The sequence below is a fragment of the Nocardia sp. JCM 34519.1 genome (genome assembly GCF_020361265.1).
Lineage (GTDB): Bacteria > Actinomycetota > Actinomycetes > Mycobacteriales > Mycobacteriaceae > Nocardia > Nocardia arthritidis_A.
In genome coordinates, this window is record NZ_JAIRBR010000011.1 from 77,811 (window position 1) to 98,580 (window position 20,770).

General features: G+C 65.3%; 16 protein-coding genes. 13 read left to right on the top strand and 3 right to left on the bottom strand.

Features of this window, described 5'->3' with window-relative positions; all coding sequences use genetic code 11:
* Nucleotides 1-106 precede the first annotated feature (106 nt).
* The 6 genes from glyA to LGY53_RS25300 are packed head-to-tail and all read left to right on the top strand — an operon-like array spanning nt 107 to nt 10,151.
* Nucleotides 107-1,432: a serine hydroxymethyltransferase gene (glyA, locus tag LGY53_RS25275; RefSeq protein WP_225729201.1), complete on the top strand. Its 1,326-nt coding sequence runs from the start codon at nt 107-109 to the stop codon at nt 1,430-1,432.
* Between the two features lie 48 nt (nt 1,433-1,480).
* Nucleotides 1,481-2,596, top strand: coding sequence for an NDMA-dependent alcohol dehydrogenase (locus tag LGY53_RS25280; protein ID WP_225729202.1), 1,116 nt, complete (start codon nt 1,481-1,483; stop codon nt 2,594-2,596).
* Between the two features lie 57 nt (nt 2,597-2,653).
* The gene (locus LGY53_RS25285; RefSeq protein WP_225729203.1) at nt 2,654-6,526 is read left to right on the top strand and encodes a non-ribosomal peptide synthetase; all 3,873 of its coding nucleotides are present in this window, start codon (nt 2,654-2,656) and stop codon (nt 6,524-6,526) included.
* Nucleotides 6,523-7,560 (top strand): TauD/TfdA family dioxygenase, encoded by a 1,038-nt coding sequence (locus LGY53_RS25290; RefSeq protein WP_225729204.1) that lies wholly within the window; start codon nt 6,523-6,525, stop codon nt 7,558-7,560. Before LGY53_RS25285 ends, LGY53_RS25290 begins: the two co-directional genes overlap by 4 nt.
* Nucleotides 7,560-9,338 carry a non-ribosomal peptide synthetase gene (locus tag LGY53_RS25295; RefSeq protein ID WP_225729378.1) on the top strand — a complete coding sequence of 593 codons (1,779 nt, stop codon included), beginning with the start codon at nt 7,560-7,562 and terminating at the stop codon, nt 9,336-9,338. The genes LGY53_RS25290 and LGY53_RS25295 overlap by 1 nt, the downstream gene beginning before the upstream one ends.
* 42 nt (nt 9,339-9,380) lie before the next feature.
* Nucleotides 9,381-10,151, top strand: a complete 771-nt coding sequence (locus LGY53_RS25300) for a thioesterase II family protein (protein ID WP_225729205.1) — start codon at nt 9,381-9,383, stop codon at nt 10,149-10,151.
* A 332-nt stretch (nt 10,152-10,483) separates the two neighbouring features.
* Here LGY53_RS25300 and LGY53_RS25305 read toward each other — a convergent pair whose 3' ends face one another.
* Both LGY53_RS25305 and LGY53_RS25310 read right to left on the bottom strand, forming a co-directional pair.
* Entirely contained in the window at nt 10,484-10,891 is a 408-nt protein-coding gene (locus LGY53_RS25305; protein ID WP_225729206.1) for a hypothetical protein, read from the bottom strand.
* A gap of 350 nt (nt 10,892-11,241) precedes the next feature.
* Nucleotides 11,242-11,424 carry a hypothetical protein gene (locus LGY53_RS25310; RefSeq protein WP_225729207.1) on the bottom strand — a complete coding sequence of 61 codons (183 nt, stop codon included), beginning with the start codon at nt 11,422-11,424 and terminating at the stop codon, nt 11,242-11,244.
* Nucleotides 11,425-11,659: 235 nt separating this feature from the next.
* Between LGY53_RS25310 and LGY53_RS25315 the strand changes: the two genes are divergently transcribed.
* The 7 genes from LGY53_RS25315 to LGY53_RS25345 all read left to right on the top strand — a co-directional run bounded on the left by LGY53_RS25315 (nt 11,660) and on the right by LGY53_RS25345 (nt 18,486).
* Nucleotides 11,660-12,874, top strand: a complete 1,215-nt coding sequence (locus tag LGY53_RS25315; protein WP_225729208.1) for a PQQ-binding-like beta-propeller repeat protein — start codon at nt 11,660-11,662, stop codon at nt 12,872-12,874.
* 139 nt (nt 12,875-13,013) lie between these two features.
* Nucleotides 13,014-13,736, top strand: a complete 723-nt coding sequence (pqqC, locus tag LGY53_RS25320) for a pyrroloquinoline-quinone synthase PqqC (RefSeq protein ID WP_225729209.1) — start codon at nt 13,014-13,016, stop codon at nt 13,734-13,736.
* On the top strand, nt 13,733-14,005 hold the full coding sequence (gene pqqD, locus LGY53_RS25325) for a pyrroloquinoline quinone biosynthesis peptide chaperone PqqD (RefSeq protein ID WP_225729210.1): 273 nt from the start codon (nt 13,733-13,735) through the stop codon (nt 14,003-14,005). The genes pqqC and pqqD overlap by 4 nt, the downstream gene beginning before the upstream one ends.
* Nucleotides 13,998-15,080 carry a pyrroloquinoline quinone biosynthesis protein PqqE gene (pqqE, locus tag LGY53_RS25330; RefSeq protein WP_225729211.1) on the top strand — a complete coding sequence of 361 codons (1,083 nt, stop codon included), beginning with the start codon at nt 13,998-14,000 and terminating at the stop codon, nt 15,078-15,080. The genes pqqD and pqqE overlap by 8 nt, the downstream gene beginning before the upstream one ends.
* On the top strand, nt 15,077-15,979 hold the full coding sequence (pqqB, locus tag LGY53_RS25335) for a pyrroloquinoline quinone biosynthesis protein PqqB (RefSeq protein ID WP_225729212.1): 903 nt from the start codon (nt 15,077-15,079) through the stop codon (nt 15,977-15,979). The genes pqqE and pqqB overlap by 4 nt, the downstream gene beginning before the upstream one ends.
* A gap of 942 nt (nt 15,980-16,921) precedes the next feature.
* On the top strand, nt 16,922-17,224 hold the full coding sequence (acpM, locus tag LGY53_RS25340) for a meromycolate extension acyl carrier protein AcpM (RefSeq protein ID WP_225729213.1): 303 nt from the start codon (nt 16,922-16,924) through the stop codon (nt 17,222-17,224).
* A gap of 11 nt (nt 17,225-17,235) precedes the next feature.
* Complete coding sequence (locus LGY53_RS25345) at nt 17,236-18,486, top strand: KasA/KasB family beta-ketoacyl-ACP synthase (RefSeq protein WP_225729214.1); 1,251 nt, start codon at nt 17,236-17,238, stop codon at nt 18,484-18,486.
* Nucleotides 18,487-18,634: 148 nt separating this feature from the next.
* Here LGY53_RS25345 and LGY53_RS25350 read toward each other — a convergent pair whose 3' ends face one another.
* Nucleotides 18,635-20,722: an acetate--CoA ligase family protein gene (locus tag LGY53_RS25350; RefSeq protein ID WP_225729215.1), complete on the bottom strand. Its 2,088-nt coding sequence runs from the start codon at nt 20,720-20,722 to the stop codon at nt 18,635-18,637.
* Nucleotides 20,723-20,770: the final 48 nt, after the last annotated feature.

Here is a 20,770-nt window from a genome sequence, read left to right on the forward strand (position 1 = left end):
CGCGATGCGGAAGTGGCGCGGCGATCGCCTCGCACCCCGCTCCCCCGCGCCGGCCGGCTCATATGATCAGCCCGGTCGAGCTGTCCTCGGCATCGCGACGCGAGGTATGACAACGCTTTTCGCGGACGATCCGGAGCTCGCCCGGGAAATCGCGGCGGAGACCGCCCACCAGGTCGATTCACTGGCTCTGGTCGCCCACGCGAGCCTGGCCGACCCGAGCGTGCTCGCCGCCGCCGGGTCGGTGCTGTCCAACGTGACCGCGGAAGGCTACCCCGGACGGCGGTTCCACCCGGGGGCCGAACATTTCGACGCGGTCGAGAGAATTGCGATCGAAAGGGCGAAGTCCCTCTTCGGTGCCCGATACGCGAACGTCCAGCCGCATTCTTGCACCTCGGCCAATCTCGCCGTGCTGTTCGCGCTGCTCGACGCCGGCGACACATTGCTGGGGCTGGACCTCGACGCCGGCGGTCACCTGACCCACGGATCCCGGGCATCGGTCAGCGGAAACCTGTTCAACGCGGTGTCCTACTCGGTGGACGCGGACGGGCTGATCGACTACGGCCAGGTCGAGAAGCTGGCCCGGATACACCGGCCGAAGCTCATCATCGCCGGCGCCAGTTCCTACCCCAGGATCATCGACTACGAGCGAATGCGCGCGATCGCCGACGAGGCCGGCGCCTACCTGCTCGCCGATATCTCACATATCGCGGGCCTCGTCGCCGGCGGCGTGCTGCCGAGTCCGGTGAACCTGGCCCACGTGACGACAACCAGCACGTACAAACAGCTGGGGGGACCGCGCGGCGGCCTGATCCTCATGGGCGAGGACCGCGATATGCCGTCGGCTGACGGGGTGCGTTTCGCCAAATCCCTTGACCGCGCGGTCTTTCCGCGGTCGCAGGGCACTCCGAACGCCGCCGCGATCGCCGCGAAGGCGCGCGCGTTCGAGTTGGCCGGACGCGCGGAGTTCAAGCGGACAGCCCGGCTGATAGCCGACGACGCGGCCGCGCTGGCGACCGCCCTCACTGCCCGCGGCTTCAAGGTCCTGACCGGGGGCACGGACACCCATATGGTCCTCGTCGACGTCTCGGCGTCCGGGCTCACCGGTGTTGTCGCCGAGCGCGCCCTTCAGGAGTGCGGGATCTTGGTGAACCGCAACCGGACGCCCGGCGACGCCCGCCCGCCGCTCGTCGCCAGCGGCCTGCGGTTCGGCACCAACATCCCGGCTCAGCGAGGTATGACCGCGCACCAGATGTCGGACTGCGCACGACTGGTCGGCCAGGTCCTGTCCGCCGTACAACAACACGCGGCCGATGCGTACACCCTGCCGTCGCCGGTACGGGAAAGCGTGCGCGCCGAGGTTGCGCAGCTCTGCGCGGCCTTCCCGTTCCGGGCGTACGCGTTCGATGACGAGAGTCCGGTCATCCGTGGCTGAACTCAGCAAATACCCCATAAACGCCACTTCGTCGGAGGTTCGTCACCAATGATCACCGCGCGCGCAGCGTTGCTTTACGGCCCCGGCCAGGATTACGTCATCGACACCGTCGAACTCGACGAGCCGGGTCCGGGCGAGGTGTTGATCGAGATGCGGGCCTGCGGGCTGTGTCGTTCCGACGAACATGTGCGGACCGGGAACCTGCCCCTCCCCAACTACCCGGTGATCAATGGGCACGAGGGCGCGGGCGAGGTCCTGGAGGTCGGGGAGGGCGTGACGTCGGTGACCCCCGGCGACCACGTGGCGATGTCGTATATCCCGTCCTGCGGCTCATGCGGGCCGTGCCGGGTCGGCCGCGGGTTCCTGTGCGACGAGGGCGCGCGGCTCTTCGACATCGGGATGATCACCGACGGGCGCGTGGCGCACCGCGTCAACGACCAGCCGGTCGCGCGGTTCTCGCAGCTCGGCGCCTTCGCCGACCGGCAGGTTCTCGCCGAATCCTCGGTCGTCAAGGTGGACTCCGACATCCCGTGGCCGGCGGTGGCGCTGGTCTCCTGCGGGGTGGCCACGGGGTTCGGCTCGGCGGTCAACCGCGCGGGAGTCCGTCCCGGTGACACGGTCGCCGTCCTCGGCGTCGGCGGGGTCGGCATCAGTGCGATACAGGGCGCGCGGGTGGCCGGAGCCCGCCGGATCATCGCCGTGGACCCGGTGGAGTTCAAGCGCGAGCAGGCCCTGCGCTTCGGCGCCACCCACGTATTCGACTCGCTCGACGAGGCGATCGCCGGAGTCGGCGCGCTGACCTGGGGGCAGATGTGCGACTCGGTCATCTGCACGTTCGGGGTGATGCGAGGCGAGCTGCTGGAGCCTGCCCTCACGCTGACGGCCAAGGGCGGCACCTGCGTCGTCACCGCCGTGGCCCCGCCCGACCAAAAGCAGGCCGACGTCAACTTGTTCGTGCTGGCCATGGAGAACAAGGAGATCAAGGGCTGCCTCTACGGGTCGGAAAGCCCGCGCACCCAGATTCCCCGGCTGCTGAACATGTACCGCGACGGCATCCTCAAGCTGGATGAGCTGATCACCAAGACATACACCCTCGATCAGGTCAATCAGGGGTACGCCGACATGGAGGCCGGCCGCATCCTGCGCGGCGTCATAACCTTCTGACCCGCTCCGCCGTAGCCGAAACGCCCGTCGACCGACGACGAGGAAGGACCTGTACCCATGCGTGACCTGAGTGACGAAGCGACTGGGCAGTCCATGACCACCCCGATTCTCCCCGGCTTCGGCCCCCTCGACGAATCGCCGGCCGACGCCCGCACCGACGATGTGCAGGCCACCGTGACGAGGCTCGACGAGGACCTGGCGGCCGGTCTGCGCGCCTGGGCCGATGAGGGCCGGGTCACGGTGCAACGCCTGCTGCTCGCCGCCCTCGCATGCGTCCTGGCGCGCTACGGCGACTGCGCCGGCGAAGTACGGATCTCGGTCGCGACCGAGTCGGCGGCCAGAGTGTCCGGGCGGCGCACCATCGCGCTGCGGCCGGACGCCGACATGTCCTTCGCCGACGTCGAGCACGGCGTCCACGAGGCCCTGCTTTCCGGCGCGGACGAGGAAGGCACGGGAACGGCGTCGGTGGGATTTCGCACCGGCCCGACGGAGGCCGACCCACCGCATTCGCTCGCCGATGGGCTCGCTTACGACCTCTGTCTGATCGACGGCGACAACATGGAGTTCGGCGTCCGGTACCGCGCGGATCGAGTCGGCGCCGACGCCGTGTCCGCGCTGCTCGGGCACATCGTCACCGTGCTGGCCGCGGCGGCGGTCGACCACGGCGCCGGTCGGCTGGGCCGTCTGCCCCTGCTGACCGCGGCCGAAGAGCAGCGCATGCTCGTCGAATGGAACGACACCTCGGTCGAATGGGACGGTGACGCGTGCCTGCACGAGCTGTTCGCGCGGATCGCGACAGCCTCTCCGAACAAGCCGGCGGTCATCTACCGGGATCGCCCGCACACCTACGGAGAGATAGACCGGGCCGCCAACAGGCTCGCCAACCACCTGCGCACGATCGGCGTCGGGCGCGGGAAGCGCGTCGCGGTATGCCTGGACTGTGGTCCCAGCTTCCTGACCGCGATCATGGCCGTCCTCAAGGCGGGCGGCGCCTATGTGCCGTTCGACCCGCGATACCCGGCCGGGCGCCTCGAGTACATGGCCGAGAACGCCGAATGCTGTGTGCTGATCAGCGAGACCGAATTCCGATCGGCGGTGCCGAATCAGGACATCCCCGTTGTCCTGCTCGACCGTGACGCCGCCCTGATCGCGGAGTGTTCCTCCGATTGTCCGGACGTGGACAGCCGGCCCGACGATCTGTGCTATGTGATCTATACGTCCGGCTCGACCGGCCTCTCCAAAGGGATCGCCCTGCGGCATCGCGGCGTCGTCAACAACCTCATGGACCTGCGGACCCGCTTCGAGATCGGCGAAGCGGACCGGCTGCTCGCGCTTTCCTCGATCAGCTTCGACATGTCCGTCTTCGACTTCATCGGAATGACGATCTCGGGCGGGACCGTCATAGCCCCGGCCACCGGCCAGGCCCAGGACCCCGGCCAGTGGGACGCGCTGATCACGAAACACTCGATCACGGTGTGGAACTCGGCGCCCGCCCTGCTGGAGGCCTACCTCGCCTATCTCGAGGCGGGCGTCACCGCGCCGCGTCCGCTGCGGCTGGCCCTGTTGGGCGGGGACTGGGTCGCGCCAGGGACACCCGACCGGCTGCGCAAGTTCGCCTCGGATGCGCGAGTGATCGTGATGGGTGGCGCCACCGAGGCATCCATCCACTCGACGTTGTACGAGGCGGGCTCCCCGCTGCCGGGGTGGAACAGCATCCCGTATGGACGTCCGATGGCCAACCAGCGGGTCTACATACTCGACAGTACGGGCGCACCGGTTCCGATGGGGATCCCCGGCGAACTGCACCTAGCCGGCGTCGGACTCGCCGAGGGGTATCTCGGGCGTCCGCAAGAGACGGCGGACAAGTTCTTCTCCTGGTCGCACGGGTCGGTATCGGAACGTCTGTACCGCACCGGAGACCTGGCCAGGTTCCGACCGGACGGACTGGTGGAGCTGCTCGGCCGACTGGACTTCCAGGTCAAGATCCGCGGCCTGCGAATCGAGCTCGGTGAGATCGAGGCGACGCTGCGCCGGCAGCCTGGCGTGCGGGACGCCGTCGTGGTCGTGGCCAGGCGAGCCGGGGGCGAGGACGAACTGGTCGGCTACGTCACCGCCGTCGACGACCAGGATCTCGACCTGGACCTGCTGACCTCGCGCATCGCCCACACCCTGCCCGCCCACATGCTGCCGCGCCTGGTGCGGCTCGCCGAACTTCCCCTCAACCCGAACGGAAAGGTCGACCGCGGTCACCTGTCGACCATGCCGTCGACCTCGTCCCGCGACACGGCCCACGGCACCGAGCCGTCCACGAAAGTGGAGCGGGAGTTGGCCGAGGTGTGGCGCGAGACCCTCGGAGTTTCCCGAGTCGTGCTCGAGGACAAGTTCTTCGACCTGGGCGGCCGATCGTTGCGGGCGATGATGGTCGCCTCCAGGATCCGGACCCGGCTCGGCGTGGAGATCGCGCCGAGCGCGGTCCTGTCCGGGGCGACGCTCGCCGAACTGGCGACCGCGGTCGAGGCGGCCTCCGCACGGGGTGCGGTGAGTCAGGACGCGTTCCTGCCGCACACCACCGAGGCCTCCGGGCCGCTGTCGTTCGCCCAGGAGCACGCCTGGGCCCTCGAACAGGCCGCCCCCGGTACATCTGTCGGGAATATCGCGCTGTCGATGACCTGGTACGCGGACCTCGACCAGCAGGCGCTGCGGCGTGCCATGAACCGCTTGATCGCTCGGCACGAGGTGCTGCGCACGATGTTCTACGAAGCGGCCGGACGTCCATGGCAGCGGGTCGGGGAGCCCTGGGAGATCGACCTGGAATTCCATGACGCGGGTGATGCCGCCCCAGGTGCGGGCCGGGCGCTGGACGCCGCGGTCCGGCAGGCATCGGCAGCGCCGCTCGACCTGAACAAAGGCCGCCTGCTCCGGGCGCACCTCATCAGCGACCCGCACGGTTCGGGCGGGGGCCGCAACGCGAAGGCCTGCGGGGTGCTGGTCCTGGTGTTCCACCAGATCGTTTGTGACGCTTGGACACTCAGCATCCTGTTGCGTGAACTCGGGATCTTCTACCAGGCCGAGACCGAGCCGGGTGCGCAGGCCGGCGCCGACGTTCGGGAGTTGCCGTCGCGGTACCTGGACTACGTCCTCTGGCAGCGCGCGCAGGCATATGACGGGTCCATGGAACAGGACACGGAATATTGGCGGGACCGGCTGACGGGCGCCCCGGCGACCATGCGGTTCGCCACCGCGCGTGACCGTCGAGCCGAACGGACCTACCAGGGCGGCCGGTACTCGTTCACCTGGGATCGAAGTCTGCGCGATCGGCTCACGGAGAACTCCAAGAGGGGTGGCGCATCCCTGCCGGCGACGCTGCTCGCGGGACTTTCCGTACTTATCTCCCGATCGACCGGCCTGACCGACCTCGTTGTCGGAACGCCCGCCACGCTGCGGACCAACCCGAGCCTGGAACCCATCGCGGGCCTGTTCACCAACACGGTGCCGATCCGGCTCGACCTCGGCGGAGATCCCGGTTTCCAGGAACTGGTAGGCCGGGTCCGCGACGAGGTCGACGCGGCATCCGCCCATCAGAAGCTGTCCTTCGGTCGGCTGCTGTCCGAACTGGACCTCGTGCGACATGAGGGACGGACACCCGCGGTTCAGGTGATGTTCCGGTTCGACGATGTCCCACTGCGCTCGCTGCGGCTCGGCGGGCCGCCCGTCCAGCCCCGGCCGACCGACACCGGCTCAACCGTATTCGACCTGGCCGTGAACTTCGCGCCTGCGCCGGGCGGGCTGGCGGGCGTGATCGAGTACAGCGTCGACACTTTCGACGAGGTCGCGGTCCGGGCGATCGCCAATCAGTTCCGGCTGCTGATGGAGACCGTGGCGCGTGATGATTCCGTCCGGCTGCTGAGTTCTACAGGAGAACGGAGATGACGAATGACGAGATCGGCACCGGGTCGCTGGACTGGATTGTCAACCCGGGACAACCCGCGACGATCGAAACGGAGGGACTGACGGATCTGCGTGGTGCGATCAGCTGGTTGACCGAGACGCAATCGGCGCTGCGCGCCGGACTTCATGAATACGGAGCGGTCTTCCTGCGTGGTCTGCCCATCCGGGGCGTCGATGATTTCGCGAGAATTCGGGACACGCTCATGCCGGAACGCACCCCGTACCGGGAGAAGGCGACACCGCGCAGCAGCTTCGGTGACGACGTGTATTCCTCCACCGACCTGCCCGCCTCGCAGGTAATCCGGATGCACAACGAGAACAGCTACACCCTGACATTCCCGGGCTTGCTGATGTTCGCGTGCCTGACCGCGCCCGAGGCGGGTGGCGCCACTCCGGTGGCGGACTGCCGGAAGATTCTGCGCGACTTGCCCCCGCAGTTGGTCGCCAGAATGCGCGCGACCGGATGGCTGCTTACCCGCAGCTACTCCGAGCACATCTCCACGAGTTGGCAGACCGCGTTCGCCGCTGAAACCGCCGACGACGTGGAACGATACTGCACGGAAAACCTCATCGCCTGGCAGTGGCAGCCCGACGGCCATCTGCGCACCAGCCAGTTGCGGCCCGGCATCATCACGCACCCGGAGACCGGGGACGAGGTCTGGTTCAACCACCTTGCGTTCTGGAACGAATTGTCGCTGGACGAGGAATTGCGCGAGACGCTGATCGATGAGTTCGGCCCGGACGATCTGCCGTTCAATACTCGTTTCGGCGACGGTGAACGGCTGACCAGTGAAGAATTCGAGATCATCGATGCCGCCTACGAGGCGGCGACAGTGCGGCACCAGTGGCGGCCCGGCGATCTGATGCTGGTCGACAACATTGCCAGCGCGCACGGCCGCGACGCATTCCGCGGGGACCGCAGAATTGTTGTGGCCATGGGAAAACCCACGAGAGTCGCCGACTGCCGGCCGACCGTCGCTCCAGCGGCCGCGGCCATGACGAAAGAGGTCGGGTGATGGACCGCGGCGAGCCGGTCGATCTCCTGGACCGATTCCAGGCGGTAGCCAGTCGTCATCCGGACCGAATCGCCGTGCGCGACACCGAAACCGCGGTGAGCTTCGCAGAATTGGACCGAGCCAGTGCACGGCTGGCCGCTACATTGGCACAGCACGGGATCGAGCGGGTCGATCGAGTCGGCGTGTGCTTGCCGCGCAGCGTTCGCCTGGTGGTGGCGCTGCTCGCGGTGTGGCGGGCCGGTGGGGTGTATGTACCGCTGGATCCGGACTATCCCGCGGACCGGCTGGCGTTCATGGCCGCAGACGCGGGCATCCGAGCGCTGGTGGCCGAACAGGAGCCGGGTTGGAATCCGGATGGTGTCCCGGTGGTTCCGGCCGTGGTGCCCGAGGACGTGCCCGGCGCGTTCGTGAACCGGATCGTGCTGCCGGCGCAGCCGGCCTATCTGATCTACACGTCGGGCTCGACCGGTCGGCCGAAGGGTGTGCAGGCGACCCGCGGCGCGGTGGCGTCGCTGGTCACGGCGATGGAGCTGGCGGAAATATATGCGGCGGAACCGAGGGTGGTGGCGTGGAACGCCAGCGTGTCGTTCGACGCATCCGTACAGCAGTGGGTCAGGGTGTGTCGTGGTGACCAGGTGGTCGTCCTGACAGATGATCACCGACGGGATCCGGCCCGGCTGGCGGCCTGGCTGGACGAATGCGCGGTCACCGACCTGGATCTGACACCGTCGCACTGGGAAGCGTTGCGGGACTATGTGATTGCCGAGAAGACCGATGGCCGGACGCTGCGGCTGTTCATCGGCGGTGAGCCGATCACTCGGCACCGGTGGACCGAGATCGCCACTGCGGTAGCGGCGGGGCGGATCGAGGCGCTGAATCTGTACGGTCCCACCGAATGCACCGTGGACGCCACTGCGGCCTGGATCATGGGAGACCGGCCGAACATTGGTGACGCACTGCCGGCCAATAGGTTGTACATCCTCGACGATGTGTTGTCGCCGGTCCCGGACGGGGCCACCGGCGAATTGTATATAGCCGGTCCCCGCCTGGCGAACGGATATCACGGACGACCGGACTCGACCGCCGGTGCATTTGTTGCCGATCCATTCAGCCCGACGAATGACCGGATGTATCGCACCGGTGACCGAGTATCCAGATCCGCAGACGGATTCCTCGAATTCCACGGCCGTACCGATCGTCAGGTGAAATTGCATGGGTACCGGCTGGAACTGGGCGAGATCGAAGCTGTCGTCCGCGCTCATCCCTCCGTAACTAGCGCAGCGGTGATAGTCCGTGCAGATACCGTCACCGGGGATCAGCTGATCGCCTACTACGTCACCGCGGTATCCGGTGGGCCGACCGTCGACGAATTGCGGCGGCACGTCGCCGCGACATTACCGGATTTCATGGTACCCAGCGGCTTTGTGGAAATCGAGGCGCTGCCGTTGACGCCGAACGGTAAACTCGATGAGGACGCGCTACCGAATCCGCATACTATGCAGGATACAGTCGACATCAACGGTCGGGCGCCATCCGGAAAATTCGAAGAACTTATCGCCGAAGTATGGTCGGAAGTGCTCGGGCAGAAAACCGTGTCGGCGGTCGACGACTTTTTCGCACTCGGTGGACACTCATTGATCGCACTTCGCGTGGTCGCCCGGGTGAAGAAAAATCTCGGAATTTCGATATCGGCGAACGAAGTTTACCGGCATCCACGCCTGTCGGACTTGGCGCAGTACGTCGAAGCGCGGTACGCGGAGTTCGTCGCTGCCGACTGAGCGTTCGGATCCGATCTGAATACGAAACGAGAGTTGTCTGAAATGCAGGACGTAATCGTAGTACGACCCCGCAAGAAGCCGTCCGCCACCCGAGCACTGATCTGCCTCGGATTCTGCGGCGGAGGCGTGGGATCCTACCTACCCTGGGCCGAGCACCTCCCCGCTGACGTAGAACTCGCCGTAATCTGCTATCCGGGCCGGGAAGGCCGCTTCGCCGAGGATTTCGCCACCACCTGGGACGAGCTGGCCGAAGACGCGACGGCCGCGGTCATCTCCACCGCGCCGCGGCCGTATGTACTGTTCGGCCACAGCATGGGCGGCTGGATGGCCTTCGAGGTGACCGCCCGGATCGAGCAGTCCGGCGGCCCGCGACCCGAGGCCCTCATAGTCTCCTCGGCCAATGCCCCCAGCCGGGGACTGACAACCCGAGACATGTTCCCAGCCCAACAGGACACCGACGAACAATTGCTGGATTGGATGCGCACCTTCGGGCTCATGCCCGAACATGTACTCAGCGATCCCGACCTGCAAGAAATGGCAGTGGATTTGATGCGGGCCGACATCCGGGTACGTGACACCTTCACCTACACCGACGGAACCCGCATCAGCGTTCCACTGCAGGTACTGACCGGTGACCGCGATCAGGCCATCGCGCCGAAAGCAACCGAACAGTGGCGCGCACTCGCCACCGGCGAATACCGCCACGACGAACTACCCGGCGGCCATTTCTACACCCCGGAAATCTGGCGTGCACTACCCAATTACTTCACTGCCATCCAGACCGCAACTCCGCTGGGAGCGGGACATGACTGATTCAGTCGATCAACTGTGACGCCCGCCGACTGACCATCTCCGCCAGCGCGGTCACCAAACACATCGCCGCCATCTTCACCAAACTCAACCTCCCCGAATGCGAAGACGACAACCGCCGCGTCCTGGCCGTCCTCGCACACCTCGACCACTAACCGACCGCAGGCAGCCAGTTCCGGTTTCGGAGATTTCACATCCGAGGATTGAAGGGCACGAAACAGTCGCACGCATCCGGCGAGGTCAGGGATACGCGATCCAACGGCCCGAACGACTCCCGCCAGCCGACATCACGCGCTCGAGCCGAGCGCCGCGTCGACCAGCGCGGGTGAAACAGGTCAGTGAAGGTATTCGAAGACGTCCTCACCCGGTCGCCAACCCATCCACGTCCTGTCGACAAACCCAGACAGAGTAGCGATCTCAGGTCCGACGAGCTCGTCGTCGGTGGGGCGCAGCACTATCGCACCATTCGAGAATTCCACCCGTAGACCCACCTCGAATGCTTCGGCCGTTGCGACAACCCGCCCGGGGATGAACGCCCTCAGCGCGTCCGCGTAACCGATCTCGCCCTCTCGAAGCTGAGCGTTTTCCGTATGGACCACGGGGAAGACATCGCACGTAAGTATCGGCCTGTCCTCGGTAGCGTCCGAATCGAAGCACAGCTGCACATAGTCCATGACGAACACCACTGAGAACAGACGACAACCCACCAGGCGGGACAACAATTCGTTGGGCACGTGCACCACGACTTCTCCCTGACTCGAGCCGAACCCAACGACTCTACCGAATACACCGCAATACCTGTGGATCACGCGTGGGTCAATCGTTCGGATCGGTTGGCAGACAACGCTTTCCAACGCGTGGTACGTCGACTATTACATCGCTCGATAGCCACGACTGATCCGCCGGCATCGGCCAACCACCGCCGGGCAGCGGGAATGCACACGCACGGATCGACGGCCCGCTGAAGGTCCAAGAGCCTCTGGTGCTCCGGCTCATACCTAGCGCGCCGACCGACCCGGACACCAACGGTATACAGGGCCGAACGGACCGGTATCCGTTGTGTGCCATCGGAATTGCGCTGACTCTGAACAGTCTACGAATTCATCGTCGAGGGCGAGCTCGATCCGGTGAGCAGTTTGCGCAGGCCGCCGAGCGAATCGGCCGAGCCGGTGAATACGCGGGCCATACCGTCGACGGCGTCGGATGAACCGGGGGTGATGGCGGATCCGGTAGCTCCGTCGATCCCCAGTGCCGACTGGATTGGGGAGGGTGCCATATCGGCGATAATTGTTGTGTACGAACACTTTTGGCTCGTGCGGTATTTCCACGGCCGATGTTCGATCGACAGTCGACATGACAGCCCTCTGCAACAGGAGTCGGCCATGGCCAATGTGATCCCTGAGCCGATCCGCCGCCCTCGGTTCGCTCGCCGGCGTGGACCGGCTCCTGGATGTATCGCGCCCCGCCCGCGGCGGACGAGCGCGGTTGTCGCCGCGCTGTGGTGCGCGGCGATGTGCGCGGTCGCCTACGGCACCGGTTCGGCGGCTCCCCAGGCATCCACGAATGCGCGGGCGGCGGACAGTACCGTCGCGCTCGACGGAGCCGTGTACGGTCAGCCGGTCGTCGCGGGCGACAACGTGTACGCCGCGACCGAGAACGGCACGGTCTACGCGGTGTCGAATTCCGCGGTGCGGTGGAGTACCCATGTCGCGGACCCGATTTCGCAGTCCGCCCTGCCGTGCGGCAATATCGACCCGGAGGGGATCACCGGGCGCCCGGCCTTCGACGACGCGGCCCATCGGCTGTACGTTGTCGCCGAAACATCGGACGCGCACCATGTGCTGTACGGCCTGGACTCCGACTCCGGCGCGGTGACCATGCAGTTGACGATCGATCCGCCCTTCGGGGACTCGCCGTCGTATCTGCAGCGTCCGGCGCTCGTGGTCGCGAACGGTCGCGTCTACGCCGCGTTCGGCGGTAATTGGGGGGACTGCGGGAATTACACCGGAGCCGTTGCGGCCGTTGACGTTTCCAGCAGGGCCGTCGCCTGGTATCAGGCCTCGACGAGCGGCCGTGGCGGCATCTGGGCACCTGGCGCGCCGGCCCAGGCGAACGGACTGTTGTACTACTCCGTCGGCAACGGCAATGCCGGGTCGGGGCAGGACTACGACAACACCGATTCGGTCGTTGCCCTGACGCCGGATATGCAGCGCGCGGACTTCTTCGCGCCGGCCACGTGGGCCGACGACAACGCGGCCGACCTGGATCTCGGTTCCATGAACCCGGCGCTGGTCGGCAGCCATATCGTCATCGCGGGAAAGGCGGGCGACGGGTATGTCCTCGATGCCGCCCACCTCGGCGGGATCAGCGATCTGGCTCCCGCGTTCACCGACTGCCGCGCCTTCGGGGCCGCGGCGGTGGCCGATGGCGTTGTGTACCTGCCCTGTTCGAAGGGCACCGCGGCCGTTCGCATCGCTGCCGACGGCAGCGCGTCGGTCCTGTGGCGGGCCGCGGTCTCCGCGAACGGCCAACCGGTGCTCGGCGCGGGACACCTCTGGGTCACCGACTGGCGTTCCGGCACGCTCTACGCTCTCGATCCCGCGACCGGCGGCGTCGTCCAACAGTTCAGCACCGGGCCGCTACCGCATTTCGCCGCCCCGGCGGTATCGGGAACCAGCGTCGTCCTCGGCACGATGTCGGGGCTCGCATCCTTTACGGCTCAGTAGCAACCCTTTTCGCAATCGGAAGCATTCATATGGAGACCACCGGCAAAACCCCCGTGCAGGCCAAGAAGCCTTGGCACCGCCCTGATTTCGCCTTCTTCGGCACGGCACTGGAAGTCACCGCGTACTCCGGCCGCGGCTGATGCCCGCCGCCTTGGAGACCGAAATCCCTTGGAGCGCAGCCGAATTCCAGGAGGCGCTGTACGCTGTCGAACCGGCGTACTGGGATCGGCATCCGTTCCACGAGCGGCTGCACGAGGGGCGGTTGGACAGGGAGCAGCTGCGGCTGTGGGCGGCCAACCGCTGGTACTACCAGCGGTGCCTGCCGCAGAAGGATGCCGCGATCATCGCCAACTGCCCGCTGCCGGAGGTACGGCGACAGTGGCTGCCACGGATCGTCTACCACGATGGAACCGAAAGCTGCTCGGGCGGAGCGGAGAAGTGGCTGCGACTGGCCGAGGCCGTTGGTCTGCGGCGAGACGAGGTGATCTCGGAGCACCTCGTACTGCCCGGGGTGCGGTACGCGGTGGACGCCTACCTCGACTTCGCCCGGCGCCGCCCGTGGCTGGAGGCGGCGGCATCCGGCCTCACCGAACTCTTCTCGCCCGGCTTGCTCGCTTATCGATTGGGCCGGATGCGGCAGTGCTACCCCTGGATTGTGGAGGAAGGTTTCGCATACTTCACCGCCCGCATCGAGGTGGTGCGAGCCGAGGGCCGGTCCCTGCTCGACCTGGTGGTCCGGTATGCCACCACCCGCGCGCAGCAGCAGGCCTGCGTCGACGCGCTCACCTTCAAATGCGATGTGCTGCAGGCCGTTCTCGACGCGCTGGACTATTACACGGGCGCGGGGCGGAGTCGCGGATGACCGGTCTGCACGAGCCGGATGTTCCGCGGCTGCGGCCCGGCGTCCGGCTGACCCGCGATCCTTCACGCGGCACGCTCGCCCTGCTGCCGGAGGGGGTGGTCGTCCTGAACGAGACCGCCGCCGCGGTGCTCGCGCTCTGCGACGGCGCATCGAGCGTCGGCCGCATCGTGGAGCGGCTCGGTGTGGAGTTCGACGGCGTCCGCGCCGAGGACGTCACCGAACTTCTGGTCCGGCTCGCGCAGCACCGGGTGGTGACCCTGAGTGACTGAAACGACCGTCGAGGCGCCGCTCGGGATGCTGGTCGAGCTCACCCACCGCTGCCCGCTGCACTGCCCCTACTGCTCCAATCCCGTTGCACTCGTTCCGCGTTCGGCAGAGCTGACCCGCGAGCAGTGGTCCGATGTGCTCACCCAGGCTCGCGAACTCGGGGTGGTGCAGATGCATATGTCCGGCGGCGAGCCGCTGACCCGCCCGGACCTGCCGGACCTGGTCGAGCACGCCCGGCGCCTCGGCGCCTACGTCAACCTGGTCACCAGCGGTGTCGGACTGACCGCCGAGCGGGCCCGCCTGCTTGCCGAGCGCGGAGTCGACCACGTTCAGCTCTCCCTGCAGGACGCGGATCCGTGGGCCGCCGACATCATTGCGGGGGCCCGCGTTCACGCCGTCAAACTCGGTGCGGCCCAAGCGATTACGGCCGCAGGACTACCACTCACGGTCAACGTGGTACTGCACCGGACGAATATCGACGGGGTGGAACAGCTCATCGACCTCGCCGTCGGTCTCGGTGCCGACCGGATCGAGCTGGCGAACACCCAGTACTACGGCTGGGCGCTGCGCAATCGTGCCGCATTGCTGCCGACGACGGCTCAGCTCGCCGCCGCGCGCGGAGCCGTGCGGCGGGCCCGGGCGAAATACGCGGGCGGTCCCGAATTGATATACGTGGTGGCGGATTACTTCGCCGACCGGCCGAAACCGTGCATGGATGGTTGGGGCAGAATCCAATTCACCGTCACCCCCGCGGGTGACGTGCTGCCGTGTCCCGCGGCGTCCGCCATCTCCACGCTCCCGGTGGAGAACGTACTGCGCCGCCCGCTGGCCGAAATCTGGTATACCTCAAGGACATTCAATGCTTACCGAGGAACGGCCTGGATGCGCGAACCGTGCCGCTCCTGCCCGGAACGCCACACCGATTTCGGCGGCTGCCGGTGCCAAGCGTTCCTGTTCACCGGCGATGCCGGGGCCACCGACCCGGTCTGCGGGCTCTCCCCGCACCGGCCGCTGGTGGATGCCGCCCTGCGGCGGGCGGCCGAGGAGCCGATCTTCATGATGCGACGGCTACCGTGAGGGTCATTCTGCTCGGCACCGCCGCGGGCGGCGGTTTCCCGCAATGGAACTGTGCCTGCGCACTATGTCTCGAAGCTCGCCGCGGGACGCTGCCGCCACGTAGTCAGGAATGCGTTGCCGTCAGCGGCAATTCACGTGACTGGTGGTTGCTCAATGCCTCTCCGGACATCCGCGCGCAGCTGCTCGGCACCCCGGCGCTGCGGCCCGGCCCGCAACCACGGGACACTCCCGTGCGCGGTGTGCTGCTGACCGATGCCGAAGTGGATCACACGCTGGGTTTGCTGATCATGCGCGGCGCAACGGATCTGACCGTCTACGCCACAACGGCGGTGCTCGACTCGCTGGTTTCGAATCTGCCGCTGCGCGGCCTGCTCGACCGCTACGCGCCGTGGATGTGGCGGGACAGCATCCGGCCCGGCGGCTTCGACCTGGCCGGTGGGCTGCGCGTGACAGCTCACCCGGTCGGCCACAAGGCACCGAAATACGTCGCGGCGGCGGCCTGGGATGACCACTGGGTCACCGCCCTACGAATCGAGGACACCGCGACCGGCCGGGCGTTGCTCTACGCCCCCTGCCTGGCCGCATGGCCGACCGATCTGGACGATCTACTGGCCTCCGCCGACTGCGCGCTATTGGACGGCACATTCTTCAGCGCCGACGAAATGGGCACCATCGTCGGCTCCCAGCATCCGGGCGCACAACAGGCCCGAATGGGCCATCTGCCCATCACCGGCCACGACGGCACGCTCGCCGCGCTGACCCGCCACCCGAACCTGCGCCGGATCTACACCCACCTCAACAACACCAACCCCCTCCTGGATCCCCGCTCTACCGCGAGCGCTCTGGTCGAGCAGGCAGGTGTCGAAATCTGCGCCGACGGCGCCGAATTCGTCGTCTGAGGCGGCCCTCGAGCGCTGAGCAGTGTCTCCCCCACACCTCAGCGACAACCCTGATTCAACCCGGACATCCACTCTCACCTGGTGATTTCTGGCCGGAAGCGTGCGTCCCCAGACTCCGAGCTACCCAAAAGTAAATGAGCCTCAATTTCGCTATGGCGCTACACAAAACGGCGACCTCGGCGAGACAGTCCATGATCGGGCCGCGCGTTTCAGCATGAACGAGGCGCACCTCTCGAACTCAGCCGACTGCCCAACATCTCGATCACCGTCATGGCGCTGAAGGCCACACCCATTGCGCGGGAACTGAGAACGCATGCGCCAACTGCCCCGGCAATCCGAACATGATCGAATGCCGAACAGGTTGCAACGCAGCGAATTTCACCAAATCGGCTGCATCACGTGGTGTGGCAATTCGTTGCCGGCCAGCACATATCCATCTCGGGACCGTCCCCATCGGGGGCGAGACACCCTTGGACATTTCCCGAAGGCTTCCAGCGCCGGACGAGCGGTCAGCGCATGCCCCCTTCCGGAGTCGAACGCTGAATGTCATTGTGCCACACTGGCGTTCCGCCTTCTTCGATCTCACCACCGCGTTGAACTCCCGAGAGGGACCGGTGGACACCGATACCGCCACTGTTGGAGGATTCTCACAAAAACCCACTGTCGGGTTCGTAGCAGTTGCCATCACGATACCGCAGTGTGGATATATATCTTTGACTGCGATGATCAGGCGAAAGAGGTTGAGCTGCAGGCACGTTCAGAAACGACAGCGCAGACACGACCTGCCGGCTGAACCTGGGAGCATGCTGCGATCCAACCCGGCCTGGTCACTGATCGCCTATCTGTTCCTGACAGAGTCCGAGTCGGAGCCGCACCGAGGTGATCAACCGTGAGATTCGCGGGTGAATGGTCCATGTTCTATGGAATAAGAAGGGATTAGCAATGGCTGCTGGTCAGGAGCAAATCATCGCTGGAATTGCCGAGATAATCGAGGAGGTGACCGGCATCGAGCCCGCCGAGGTGACCCTGGAGAAGTCCTTCGTCGATGATCTGGACATCGACTCGCTATCCATGGTCGAGATCGCCGTTCAGACCGAAGACAAATACGGCGTCAAGATTCCGGATGAGGACCTGGCCAGCCTGAAGACCGTCGGTGATGCGGTCGCCTACATCCAGAAGCTCGAGGCCGAGAACCAGGACGCCGCGGCCGCGCTCGCGGCCGAATTCGGCGCGGCAGCCAAGTGAGGAAAGCCGTGGTGAACAACCCCTTCAACGCAAACGGCGGCTTCCCGAACGTCGTCGTCACCAGCCTTGCGGCGACCACGTCGGTTGCAGGTGACATCGATGCGACATGGAAGGGCCTTCTTAATGGCGAGAGCGGTATCGAGACACTCGAGGACGACTTCATCGCTGAGTACGGCCTTCCGGTTCGCATCGGTGGCCATTTGAAGGTGTCGCCGGATACGCTGCTCAATCGCGTCGAGATCCGCCGAATGGCCTATGTCGAGCGGCTCGCCCTTGTCCTCGGTCGCGAGGTGTGGAAAAACGCCGGTTCTCCCACGGTCGACACCGAGCGTTTGGGTGTCGCGATCGGTACAGGTCTCGGTGGCGGTGACGCGCTCGTCGACTCGATCGACAAGTTGAAGAACGCCGGCTATCGCAAGATCTCGCCGCTGGCCGTCCAGATGATCATGCCCAACGGACCGTCCGCGGTGGTCGGGGTGGAGCTCGGCGCGAAAGCCGGTGTGGTCACTCCGGTTTCGGCGTGCTCGTCGGGTTCGGAGGCTATCGCCAACGCGTGGCGCATGATCGTCATGGGTGATGCCGACATGGTGGTCACCGGCGGTGTCGAGGGCTACATCGATGTGGTGCCGATCGCCGCATTCTCCATGATGCGAGCCATGAGCACCCGCAACGACAACCCGAAAGCGGCTTCGCGCCCCTTCGACCGGGACCGCGACGGCTTCGTCTTTGGTGAGGCGGGCGCGCTCATGGTCATCGAGACCGAGGAGCACGCCAAGGCGCGTGGCGCGACCATCCATGCCCGGCTGATGGGTGCGGGTGTCACCTCCGACGCCTTTTCTCTGGTCCCGCCGGACCCGGAGGGCACCGGTGCGGCTCGCGCCATGCAGCGCGCGATGCAGACAGCCGGACTGACTCCCCGCGACATCACACATGTGAACGCCCACGCGACTGCCACTTCGATCGGCGATATCGCCGAGACCAAGGCCATCCATGCCGCAGGTGTCGATCACGCGTCGGTCTATGCGCCCAAATCCGCTCTGGGCCACTCGATCGGCGCTGTCGGCGCCCTTGAGTCGATCCTCACGGTCCTCAGTATTCGGGACGGAATCGTCCCGCCGACACTGAACTTGGACAACCAGGATCCCGAGATCGATCTGGATGTCGTGCACGGCGAGGCTCGCCACCAGGACATCGAATACGCGATCAACAACTCTTTCGGATTCGGTGGGCACAACGTCGCGCTCGCCTTCGGCCGGTACTGATACGCACTACTCATCGAGTCGGTAATCGGCAGAACAAGCGGTCCCGGTGCCGGCGGGGTCTCGGATGGCGATCGCCCTCTCCGAAAACCCCGTCGGGACAACAACACCCGTAGCCGCTTAGGCCGCCGCCGGAGGGCCGAAATGGCAGCTAGACCGTTATGAGGGCGTCAACAGCTGTGACGCGGGAAGTCCCGACAATCAGCGGGTTCAGGTCTATCTCACGGATGTGCGGTTGCTCGCGACCGATCGCGGCCAATGACACCATAATCTCAGCGAGATCATGACGGCGCTGTTCGGCGATTGCTCTGGCACCTGTGACAAGCCGCCCCTCGGCCAAGTATGCCAAAACTCTGTACGCGTCTTCACGGGTGAACGGGGAGCGCAGCATACGGAATTCACCGACGATCTCAGCCGCATACCCGCCGAGGCCAACCGTCACCATCACGCCGAATGTAGGATCACGGTGCATGCCGCAAACCAGCTCGAGATCTCCCGAGATCATTTCTTGGATGAGAATGCCCTCGATCTCTGGTGCGCCGATCTGCGCGGACAATTTGTGCACAAGCTCGTCATATGTCCGATCGACTGCATTATCATCGCTCAGCCACAACTTGACCGCGCCGAACTCGGACTTATGCGGGATCTTATGCGAGATGACCTTCATACCGACTGGGTAACCGATTTCGCGAGCAGCGAATCGAGCTTGATTCCGATCAGCCACCAGACGTTCGTCGCATATAGGAATATTGTACCGCCGAAGAATGGATTTTGCCGACGACTCGGAAAGTATACGAACCGACAGCTCTGCCCCACCGAAAGCAACCGAGCCTCGTTCCGGCGCCAAGTCGCGGATGTTTCGATGCACGGTCGCCGCAAGGGCAGCGCCAGCCCGATGCGGGTCGAAGAAAATGGGGATACCGGCATCCGAAAGCTCAGGCACCGCCATATTCGATACCACAGCCATCGGCTTTTTTGTCGAACGATAGACCGACGTCAGCCACTCAAAGGACATACCCGGGTACGCCCATATTACCGTCAGCACACTGTCGATCTCTTCGCAGTTCACCAATCGATCGAGGGTGAAGGTATACGCCGATGGAACCGCAGTGACTTGCGCAGTCACGTCGACAGGATTCTCCGTCGTGCCGTAAAATGGTTTCGGCATTCTTTCTTCGATCGTGGTCCGGGTTTCATCCGGAAGGACCGGCACGTGCAAGCCGGCCTTTTCAACAGCGTCAGCGAGCAGGATCCCCACGCCACCCGACGCTGTCAGTATTCCGACCCGGTTGCCTGCCGCACATCGTCCGCTCTGTAGAAACAGCCCGAAATCAAGCAGTTCATCGATGGTCCGTGCGACCAAAATTCCGTGTTGCCTGCACACCTCCTTCGTGACTGCCATCGAGCTCGCCATCGCTGCGGTATGGCTCGCAACGGCACGCGACGCCCCATCGGATTGGCCTGCGCTGAGCAGGACGATCGACTTCCCCAGCTCCCTGGCACGGCCAGCTGCTGCCAGCAAGACATCGGGCTGCTGAATGCCTTCACAGAAGACGAGGATCGTTTGTATTTCCGCCTGCTCGACCAGATAAGCAGCGACAGTCGAAACATCTGTGTGCAGCTCGTTCCCCGTGCTCACCAACCAGCTGAAATGAATTCCCCTGGCCAATGCCTTTTCACCGAGATAGGAGCACAGACCGCCACTTTGCGAAATGATCGCAGTGGTACCGTCGCGCCTTGTCAACCGGCGCGCATCGAATGCAAATGTCGCCGAGACATTGGCAGTCAGATTGAAATATCCCACACAGTTCGGCCCAAGAATGCGAATATCGGATGCGGCAGACAATTCACCGAGTTCCATCTGCCGCTGCCGACCTTCCCCCTCGGTCTCCGCGAATCCAGCCGAGATGATAGTAGCGGCGCGAACTTTGGCCGAAATACATTCCTTGACGGTTGCCACCACACGGTCCGCAGACAACGCAATCACGGCCATGTCGACAGTGTCGGGCACCTCGGCGATAGTCGAATAGGCTTTCCGTCCGCCCAATTCGTCCGCTGTTGGATGAACCGGGTATACATTTATCGAGCCCTGGTCTCGCAGCAGGTTGCGAAGTATCTGAGTACCGGGACCACCCCGGCGAAGTGGTTGTTTACTATTGGAGGCACCGAAGACCGCAATCGAGCGCGGCGCCAGCAATGCCTCAATACTCGAATTCTGGCAGGTTTCTTTCATCGCCATGATTCCTTCCGAACGGACTAACGGAGCCCAGCCGGACCCCCGGCAGGC

Excerpts from the sequence above, each read along its gene's own strand:
- LGY53_RS25300 (WP_225729205.1), top strand. The coding sequence starts at position 9,381 with ATGCAGGACGTAATCGTAGTACGACCCCGCAAGAAGCCGTCCGCCACC.
- LGY53_RS25285 (WP_225729203.1), top strand. The coding sequence starts at position 2,654 with ATGCGTGACCTGAGTGACGAAGCGACTGGGCAGTCCATGACCACCCCG.
- LGY53_RS25310 (WP_225729207.1), bottom strand. The coding sequence starts at position 11,424 with ATGGCACCCTCCCCAATCCAGTCGGCACTGGGGATCGACGGAGCTACC.
- LGY53_RS25315 (WP_225729208.1), top strand. The coding sequence starts at position 11,660 with ATGTGCGCGGTCGCCTACGGCACCGGTTCGGCGGCTCCCCAGGCATCC.
- LGY53_RS25280 (WP_225729202.1), top strand. The coding sequence starts at position 1,481 with ATGATCACCGCGCGCGCAGCGTTGCTTTACGGCCCCGGCCAGGATTAC.
- pqqC (WP_225729209.1), top strand. The coding sequence starts at position 13,014 with ATGCCCGCCGCCTTGGAGACCGAAATCCCTTGGAGCGCAGCCGAATTC.
- acpM (WP_225729213.1), top strand. The coding sequence starts at position 16,922 with ATGGCTGCTGGTCAGGAGCAAATCATCGCTGGAATTGCCGAGATAATC.
- LGY53_RS25295 (WP_225729378.1), top strand. The coding sequence starts at position 7,560 with ATGGACCGCGGCGAGCCGGTCGATCTCCTGGACCGATTCCAGGCGGTA.
- LGY53_RS25290 (WP_225729204.1), top strand. The coding sequence starts at position 6,523 with ATGACGAATGACGAGATCGGCACCGGGTCGCTGGACTGGATTGTCAAC.
- LGY53_RS25350 (WP_225729215.1), bottom strand. The coding sequence starts at position 20,722 with ATGGCGATGAAAGAAACCTGCCAGAATTCGAGTATTGAGGCATTGCTG.
- glyA (WP_225729201.1), top strand. The coding sequence starts at position 107 with ATGACAACGCTTTTCGCGGACGATCCGGAGCTCGCCCGGGAAATCGCG.
- pqqD (WP_225729210.1), top strand. The coding sequence starts at position 13,733 with ATGACCGGTCTGCACGAGCCGGATGTTCCGCGGCTGCGGCCCGGCGTC.